The organism is Leptospira neocaledonica (genome assembly GCF_002812205.1).
In the GTDB taxonomy this organism is placed as follows: Bacteria; Spirochaetota; Leptospiria; order Leptospirales; family Leptospiraceae; genus Leptospira_B; species Leptospira_B neocaledonica.
In genome coordinates, this window is sequence record NZ_NPEA01000008.1 from 60,624 (window position 1) to 67,423 (window position 6,800).

4 protein-coding genes are annotated in these 6,800 nt (G+C 40.2%); all 4 read right to left on the minus strand.

Going from position 1 to position 6,800, the window contains the following annotated elements; all coding sequences use genetic code 11:
* Window positions 1-2 precede the first annotated feature (2 nt).
* Window positions 3-2,900: a BamA/OMP85 family outer membrane protein gene (locus tag CH365_RS14835; protein ID WP_100769359.1), complete on the minus strand. Its 2,898-nt coding sequence runs from the start codon at window positions 2,898-2,900 to the stop codon at window positions 3-5.
* A gap of 88 nt (window positions 2,901-2,988) precedes the next feature.
* A complete protein-coding gene (locus tag CH365_RS14840; protein ID WP_100709702.1) occupies window positions 2,989-3,456 on the minus strand; it encodes an ExbD/TolR family protein in 468 nt (155 codons plus the stop codon).
* Window position 3,457: 1 nt separating this feature from the next.
* Entirely contained in the window at window positions 3,458-4,063 is a 606-nt protein-coding gene (locus tag CH365_RS14845; protein ID WP_100769510.1) for a MotA/TolQ/ExbB proton channel family protein, read from the minus strand.
* A 135-nt stretch (window positions 4,064-4,198) separates the two neighbouring features.
* Entirely contained in the window at window positions 4,199-5,905 is a 1,707-nt protein-coding gene (gene recN / locus CH365_RS14850) for a DNA repair protein RecN (protein ID WP_100769511.1), read from the minus strand.
* Window positions 5,906-6,800: the final 895 nt, after the last annotated feature.

Sequence of the window (6,800 nt, forward strand, 5' to 3'; positions counted from 1 at the left end):
CCTTAGAATCGGTAGTCACCGATACCGAATACGAATTGGAATGCATTGTCCGATTCATATTTTTCGAAAGGTGCCCAGAAATTCCCAGTAGGTTTTAACTTTTGGGCAAAGTAAATACGAAGAGGAAGTACAGGAATCTGGACTCTAAGACCGACCCCCCAAGAATATCTCATCCTATCCATAGCTACGTTATCCGCCGATAAGATCAGTCTTCCTGGATTATTCAATTCGTCATAAGTAACGTCGGCTTTTCTTCCATTCTGCAAATTGAAATTGTTTTGGATGTACCAACCGATCGGGTTTGCGGCAATCTGGTCCGCCTTATTTTTATCATAAGATTCGAAATAATCTTTTTTTGTTCCTACTGCCCGGTTCGTTTGCTCGTATAATGCTCCTCCGTCCAAGAAGACCACAAGCCAAAGTAAACTTGGTTCTATTGGAATACGGATCTCCGTATCGAAGAGTAGACGATGCTGAGCACCATCTCTCCATTCCACAGGAAACTTTTGATCGTTATAATACCAACCTCTTAAGGATTCGTAACCACCTATGATGAGTAAGTCTTGAGGACGAATATAAGGGTCCTGAACTGGATCTTGGTTATGAGATCCTCCCATTGGAGATCTTTGGAAAATAAAAGTATCTGAAGTCCTGAATTCTTGGACCACTCTCCATCTACGAAGAGCGTTATTTCGGATCAATCCTCCGAATGTGAAGTCGAACCAAGTATGATAATATTCCGCTAGGATCCGATATTGGTCGAAGTGAGAAGTTCCACCCAAATACTGTCCCACGTTATCCACCTGAAAGAGCAGATCATAACCTCTAGTCGGAGCGAATACGTTGTCTCGGATATCATAAGCAAGACCGTTCGTAACCTGAGAGCGGAACTGCCATCCTCTTCTTACGTTAGCCAAAACCGCATCGGATACAAGTGCAGTCGGGTTGGAATAAGAATAAAACGCAGGAGTATATCTGTGGAAATGGGTCCAGTTGGTTCCTAACCTGTGTGCAACCCCCATCGTAATTCCCAAACCATTATTATCATAGGTAGCATTTTCAACAGTAGGGGAAGTTGTACTATCCGAAATAGAAATCGTAGAAGTAGAACCCAAGAATATGGTTCGAGAGAAATAGAACATGGAAAGGGAAAGTGACCAAGGAGTATCATACATCCAAGGTTCCGTCCAAGAGATTTGGAAGGATCTACGATAAGGTCCGAATTCCAAACGTCCCGAGACCTTCTGTCCGGTTCCGTTTAAGTTATTTTCACCAATCTCGGTAAAAATGGTAAATCCTGTGATGGTTCCGTAACCACCACCCATTGAAACTGTTCCAGTAGGTTGTTCTAATACTTCGATGACAAGGTTCATCTTTGTATCATCCGAACCCGGTCTCATATTAAAGTTAACTTCTTTGAAGTAACCTAAGTTAAAGATCCTTTCCCTAGAACGGTTTACTAAAGTGGAATCGAATAAGTCACCGGGTTTAAAAAGTAACTCTCTGCGGATCACCTTGTCCTGGGTTTTCTTATTTCCTTTAATGATTACGTTCTCTATTTGAGCCAGGTTGTTCTCGCGAATGGTGAAATCCACGTGAACAAATTTACGCCCTCTCAGGTCAGGATTATCTCTATAAATTTCCCTTAATTTACGGACATTTAATTGTTTATATTCTTCTTCGCAGGTCTTTTTCTCTAGCTCGGTCCTTCTGGTACCGCAGTTTTCATAATATTCTAAACTTTCGGAATCTAAAGAAACGATCTTTCTTCTAGGAATTACCTGAGCAAAAATATGACCTTTAGATCCGTAGAGTTCGTTTACAGTTGCTCTATCTCTGGAGAATACGGTTTCATCGAAAACTTCTCCTGCATCTTTGGAACTATAATCCAAGGTTTTTTCGATCTCAGGGACCGTGAATAAAGGTTTCAATTTATCTTTAGGAGTTTCAGGCGGATTATTTTCTTTATTTAAAAAGATGGGGCGCCCTTCTCCATCCGTAGTCATATCGTGAGCAACAGTATATCCGTTAAAATAATACACCTGTCCTTCGTACAGTTTGATATTGACTATGATTACCCTTCTGTTTTTCTTTTCGGGGTTTTCCCAATGGATCTCCCAGTTGGTACCTTCTCGGATCAGCTCCGAATCCAAATATCCTTTACTTCTAAGATAAGCTTGGATGACTTCCTTATCTTTTTCAAAAGAACTTTCTTTAAAATTACCACCTTCGAATAGACCTTCTTCCTTTAACTCCATGAGTCCAAGGATTTCAGAAGTTTCGATGGTCTCGTTACCGTAGATATTAATCTTTGCGACTGGGATCTCTTCGCCCTCGTCTATGATAAAACGAACTTTGACTAAATTGGTTTTCGGATCAGGCTTTCCAAGCTCCACTTTCACATAGGCCAGGAAGAATCCTTCATCTTTATATTTTTGTAATATAATATCTCTAGACTTAGTGACCTTTTGTGGTGTGATTACCTCGTTATCTTTGAGAGGCATTTTATCTCGAAGGTCGGCTGGAAACACCTCGTCGGCTCCGATAAATTCGATGTCCTTGACTCGAGGTCTTTCTCTGAGTTCAAAAATGACTCGAACACCACCCTCAACTTCTTCTGCCTTAATATCTATAAAGTAGAAGAATCCGGAAGCGAATAATGCCTTTAAGTCGCGATCGATTACTCCCTTGGTCAGGAGTTTACCAGTTCTCAATTCCAAAAGGGAACTGATATCCGAATCGGATGTGTTTTTGTTTCCGCTAAATTTTATTTCTCTTACAATCTTTCCGAAATAATCACTCTTTTTGGAGAAAAGTTGAGAGATCTCGCCGGAGTAAAAAAAGAATCCGCTTACAAAAATAACGGCAAAGGATTTATATATAGATACTTTTCGTTTCAAGAGTCTTTTGAAATAGCCTTAAGGCTTTATTTAAAATCGAGACTGTTCTTACCGTCTCGAAATAAGTCTATAGATCCACCTAAGCGGATCACTGACCTCCCGGTTGACGAACCATCGCAAGATTAAATCTTGTTACTCCGGCTTCGTTCACTTTATCGATCACCTTAACGATGGTTTGGTAATTCGCTCCACCATCACCTCTGATAATCACCCGATTTTTACTCTGTTCTTTTTTATCTTTGTCGTCGCCTTGGTTTTGGCCATTAAACAATTTTATCTTTTCAGTCAGTTTTTCCAAAGGAACAGGTTCAGTGTCTTTATCTAGGAAAATTTTTCCGTCCTTATTGACAGTGATTACAAGTTCATCCTTTTTCTTTTCCTGAGCAGTACTGGAAGATCTAGGGAGTTCTATTTTCACAACAGTGGATTTTTCCAAAGTCGCGTTCATCAAAAAATAAATTACGATGAAGCAGATAACGTCGATCATAGGTGCAAGCTCAATCTGGCCTGCCCTAAAACTTCCGCTTTCTCCCCGATTCCACTTTTTGAATTTCATCTTATTTTAAAAACCTAAGTGCCTGCTCGGAAAGACTTTCCATTTCGGAAATTGCGTCTTCTTTTTTCTTCTGGAAGAAGTTATGGAAAATATAAGCAGGGATCGCAACTGCAAGTCCCATAGCCGTAGTGATCAATGCCTCACTGATCCCTACTTCAGCTCCTCTGGTTCCAGAACCCTCTGCGAAGGAACGAATGATTCCAAGAACCGTTCCTAATACTCCCAAAAGTGGAGAAATCGTCGCAATAGTAGCTAATGGAGAAAGGAATTTTTCCATTCTCTGGATTTGGTTTAATCCTTGGGTTAAAATTTCGTCATCTACAGATGATGCATTTCTCTTAAACTGAGTGATACCAGCTTGTAAAACCTGAGAGACTGGTCCTTGGCTTAGGCTTCTCATCAGATCGGAAGCGGAGTCGTAATTTTTCTCTCTGAGTAGATCTTTTACCCTTCTCCAGTCGTCCGGTGTAATTGCTTTCCAACGAGAGAAAAAGATCAGCCTTTCAATGATTATTGTAAATCCGACTATAGAAACTAGAAGGATCAGAATAGGTACGGTTTCCGGTGGAATAATGGTAACCAAAGAATCTGTTTTGGCAAGAATCATATCGGCTTGAGGTTCTCCAAGGAGTAGGGTTTCCAACTCGGCTGTCCCTGCCAAACGATTTTTAAAAGGAAGTAGTCCTTTTTACCGGAGCAGAACATTCTGCCCCAGTAAAAAATGGGAACCCAAGAAGGAGAATTATACCGCCTTCTTTTTGAGCAATTCCTTCGCGTGATGGAGAGCGCCTTTGGAGATATTTTGACCCGCAATCATTCTCGCAAGTTCCATGGTTCTCTCCTCCATTCCTAGGAATTCAGTTTCGGAGACAGTCCTTCCCTCCTTTACTCGTTTACTCACAAGAAGATGATGGTCTGCAGCCGCGGCAATCTGCTGTAAATGTGTGACCAAAATGATTTGGTGAGTTTTAGAAAGAGTTCTGAGTTTTTTTGCTACATCCGAGGCGATCTCTCCACCCAGACCAGAGTCAATCTCATCGAAAACTAAAACTTTTCCGTCAAAATTGGAACCAAGTACACTTTTGATCGCTAACATAACTCTAGAAATTTCTCCGCCGGAAGCGATCTTACGGAGAGGTCTTGGTTTTTCTCCCGGGTTCGGACTGAAATAGAATTCTGCCTGATCCAATCCGAATTCGTTTACCAAATAGGATTTTCCCTGGGCTTCCACTTCGCCTTCCGGACTTGTTTCCCAACGAAGCACTACCTGCAACCCTGCCCCTTTCATTCCCAGAACTTCCAGTTCTGACTTGAGTTTGGATTCGAATTTGTTCAGTACTTCTCGTCTAGATTTGGAAAGTTGTAAGCAGGCTTGAGTCAATTTGTCTGCTGCTTTTTTCTTTTCTTTCTCTAAAGAAGTTTTAGAATCTAAATTCTGTTCCAAGGCAGAAAGTTCGTCTTCCGCCTTTTTCTTCGTTTCTAAAATTTCAGAAATTGAATTTCCATATTTTTTCTTAAGCTTTTGGATCAGATCTAATCTGGACTGCACATGGGATAATCTTTCCGGGGAGAAAAATACCTCTTCCTTTTGGTCCTGAGCAGTTGTATTGATCTCGCGAATCGTAACATAAGCTTCCTTGAGAGCCGAATCCATTTCGTTTAATGATTCGTTCAAAACTTTAATTTTATCGGAAGCAGCAAGCACCTTGGGGAAAATCCCTAAAACTGAAGATTCACTCTCATGTAAGTAACCTGTAATGATATCCAAGTTCTCGGCGAGTTTTTCTCCGTGGACGAGTAAGTTTTCTTCCTTACTCAGTTCTTCCTCTTCTCCTTGTTTCAAATTGGCAGAATGGATCTCTTCTATCTGGTACTGAAGTATCTCTTTTTTGCGGTTTCTATCCGCATGAGACAGTTCCAATTCCTCTAGTCTTTTTTTAAGACTTTTATACGTTAGGAACCCTTCTTTTACTTCTCCTCTGAGTGTATGCAGACCTGCAAAACTGTCCAAGATATCTAGCTGCTGTGCCTTATCTAAAAGTAAAATTTGGTCGTTCTGGTTATGTACTTCGGATAGGATCTCTCCCAAACCACGAAGGACCTGAGCAGAAGAAAGTGAATGATTGATTTGTATTTTCGTTTTTCCGTCCCGAGTGAACTCTTTTCGGATCACAACCGCAGAACCATTGAGCGGGAATCCGTGCTCAAGCATCCAAGTTTTGATTACTTGGTTTTGGGAAATATCGAACTCCGCTTCTAAACAATACTTATCCGAGCCCGTACGGATATCCATTGTACTGCTTTTACCCCCGAGTAAGGAAGAAAGAGCATCCAGTAAAAGAGATTTTCCGGAACCTGTCTCTCCAGTGATCGCGGTCAGCCCTTTACTTAAGTCGATTTGAGCGGATTCAATTAATGCGAAGTCTCGAATTGTAATTGTTTGAAGCATGATTTTTCCTCTTTGCAACAGAATACTATTCGTACGTTTATATACTTTTGTAAACTATTTTTTTGTATAGTATTTCGAAAAATATAAAATTTTTACCCAAAAAGATATAGGAAAACTATTCAATTTGAATGTATCATAGGTGGGGACATCTGGAAAATTTATCTCAAATCGAGTATAAATTGTTTAATTTAATAAAATCGTGATATTTTAAATTAAATTGGATTTGAAGCTATTAACAATTACACTTAACTTAAGTAGAGTTATCACGAGAACGTAATACATGAAATGGTCAAAGAAAAGTTACTTCTGCGTTCCGTTATTTTGCTGCTTATTCCCAATTTACAATTGTGACCATAAAGAAGAGGAAAATCTTTTTCCTTTTTTAGAATGCAACGGGTTCTCCCTATGTACGGAAAAGCGTCAAAAATCAACTCACCCGGAATTTATCGGGATATGGAAAAACGTAGATATTACCGATTCCTGCGCTCAGACAACGATCACTTACAATTTTAACGGTACAATCGTCTCTTTTTGGACATTCGATCAAATAAAAGATCTATGCGCTACTCATTCTAATTACAATCTACAATTAGAATGGAAAATCGATTCTGGGCAGTATTGCGAGAAGATTTGGATGAACGATACTTCTCCGTGGAACTGCTATTCTTATTCGATCAATTCTACAGATCTAATAATCGATTCAAAAACTTACGTTAAGCAATAAAAAGAAATTTCCTTTCATCATTAGTAATCCGCGAAAGATCGAGCCGGGGTCAAAAAATCGTATCCGCGATTTTTTTACCGGAGGCGAGAGCTCGGTCCGAGCCGGCTGGAATCCGGCTCGGACGCCGCCAGCCCGTTTCGTTTGTATAGTTTTTTAGTTCTTGGGACCGCG

Excerpts from the sequence above, each read along its gene's own strand:
- CH365_RS14845 (WP_100769510.1), bottom strand. The coding sequence starts at position 4,063 with ATGATTCTTGCCAAAACAGATTCTTTGGTTACCATTATTCCACCGGAA.
- CH365_RS14840 (WP_100709702.1), bottom strand. The coding sequence starts at position 3,456 with ATGAAATTCAAAAAGTGGAATCGGGGAGAAAGCGGAAGTTTTAGGGCA.
- recN (WP_100769511.1), bottom strand. The coding sequence starts at position 5,905 with ATGCTTCAAACAATTACAATTCGAGACTTCGCATTAATTGAATCCGCT.